This is a genomic window from Streptomyces sp. 8P21H-1 (assembly GCF_013302945.1).
The window spans coordinates 1-2,380 of the sequence record NZ_JABTYA010000215.1 but is presented as its reverse complement, the minus strand read 5'-3'; the positions used below and the strand labels follow the sequence as shown (position 1 = coordinate 2,380).

Annotated in this window: 1 protein-coding gene; it reads right to left on the bottom strand. The window is 75.4% G+C overall.

What is annotated here, in order from left to right:
• The coding region (locus HO151_RS03670; RefSeq protein ID WP_254594689.1) for a polyketide synthase dehydratase domain-containing protein at positions 1–2,380 on the bottom strand (2,380 nt) is incomplete at both ends.

Genomic DNA, 2,380 nt, shown 5'->3' with positions numbered 1-2,380 from the left:
GCGTACAGCGCGGTCAGGAACACCAGCGGCACCGACGCCGCTTCCTGCTGGGTCCAGCCCTCGGGCACGCGGGCGAGGTAGTGCTCGTCGGCGACGACGACGGGGCCGAAGCCGCCGGGCACGGTGCCGAGGACGCGGTCGCCGACCGCGAGACCGGTGACGGCCTCGCCGACGGCGGTGACCACACCGGCGGCCTCGGTGCCCATCGGGCCGGACTCGCCCGGGTACATGCCGAGCGCGTTGAGCACGTCACGGAAGTTGAGGCCGGTGGCGTCCACGTCGATACGGACCTCGTGGGCGCCGAGCGGCTGCAGCACCTCGGGGCAGGGGGCGAGGACCAGGTTGTCCAGGCTGCCCTTGCCGGTGGTGTCCAGCCGCCACGGTACTCCGGCCGGCGCGAGCAGGCCGGGCGCGGTGGCGAGCCGTTCGAGGCGGCCGACGAGCGGGGTGCCGCCGCGGACGGCGAACTGGGCGTCGCCGGTGGCGAGCAGTCCCGGCAGGTCGGGCAGCAGGGAACGCAGGGCGTCCGGGGCCTCCGGGGCGGTCGGGGTGTCCGGCGCGTCCAGGTCCAGCAGGACGAACCGGTCGGGGTTCTCGGACTGCGCGGAGCGCACCAGGCCCCAGGCTGCGCCGGCCGCGAGGTCGCGGACCGTCTCGGTGTCGTCGGCGGCGACCGCGCCGCGGGTGACGAACACCAGGCGCGCGTGGTCGAGGCCCCGGGCGTCCAGCCACTGCTGGACCAGGTCCAGGGTGCGGGTGGTCAGCGCGTGGACCGCGCCGGGCACGTCGCTCCCGGTGGCGTACAGGCCACCGGCGTCCGGAGCACCGGCACCGCCACCGGCGTCGCCGTACGTCCCGGTGAGCGGGACGAGGACGAAGTCGGGGGCGTCGGAGGGGTCGGCGCCGGGGGCGGTCAGCTCGGCCAGGGACGTCAGGGTGCTGCCGGTGCCGAAGACGTCCTCGCCGAGGGCGGCGGCGGTCAGGCCCTCGGTGGGCTTGACGTCGGGGGCCGCCGTCCAGTCGAGGCGGAACACGGGTTCCTGGCCGCCGGTGGTCACGGGGGCCCGCGGCACGCTCGGGGCGCGCAGGACCAGGGACTGGGCGGAGAGCACCGGGGCGCCCTCGGCGTCGGCGGCGGTCAGCCGGACCGACTCGTCGCCCAGCCGGGTGATCCGCACCCGCAGGGTGGTGGCGCCGCCCGCGTGCAGGGAGACGCCGTTCCAGGCGAACGGCAGCAGCGGGTTGTCCGCGCTGCCGACGCCGAGGTAGCCGTTGGCGTGCTGGACGGCGTCCAGGAGGGCGGGGTGCATCCCGAAGTACTGGGCGTCCCCGGCGACCTCCTCGGGCAGGGCGACCTCCACGAAGGCCTCCTCGCCGCGGAGCCAGACCTGGCGGAGCCCCTGGAAGGACGGCCCGTACTCGGTGCGGCTGTAGTCGCCGTCGAACTCCACGGACACGGCGTCGGCGGGGGGCCAGACGGGCACCTCGAAGGGATCGCTGTGCTCCTCGACGGCGAGGACGCCGTCGGCGTGCCGGGTCCAGGGGCCGTCGGTGACGTCGGAGGGCCTGGAGTAGAAGGTGATGGAGCGGGAGCCGTCCTCGCCGGGTGCGCCGATGACGACCTGGACCGCGGTGGGCACCTTCTCGTCGAGGACCATCGGGGCGGCGAGGACGAGTTCCTCGACACGGGCGCAGCCGACCTGGTCGGCGGCGCGGACGGCCATCTCCAGGTAGCCGGTGCCGGGCATGATGACCGTGCCGCCCACCTTGTGGTCGAGCAGCCAGGGGTGGACCTGGAGGGATACCTGGCTGGTGAACAGGGCGCCCTCGGAATCGGCGAGCGGAACGGCCGCGCCGAGCAGCGGGTGGTCGGCGGAGATCAGGCCGGCCGTGCTGATGTCGCCGGTGAGGGCGGCCGGGCGCGGCCAGTAGCGCTCGCGCTGGAAGGCGTACGTCGGCAGCTCGGTGCGGCGGGCACCGGTGCCGTCGAACCAGGCGGCCCAGTCGACGCGCACACCGGCGACGTGCAGTCCGGCGAGCGCGGTGAGCAGGGCGGTCTCCTCGTCCCGGTCCTTGCGCAGCGCCGGCACGCTGACGGCCTCGTCCCGGCCTTCGGCGTCGAGGACGCGCTGGGCGAGGGCGGTGAGGACACCGCCGGGGCCGATCTCCAGGAAGGCGTTGGCACCGGCGCCGGCCAGGGCGCGCACGCCGTCGGCGAACCGGACGGTGCCGCGGACGTGCTCCACCCAGTAGTCGGGGCTGGTCAGCCGTCCGGGCTCGGCGAGCGTGCCCGTGACGTTGGAGACGACCGGGATGCGCGGCTCGGCGTACGTCAGTCCCTCGGCGACGCGGCGGAACTCCGCGAGCATCGGCTCCATCA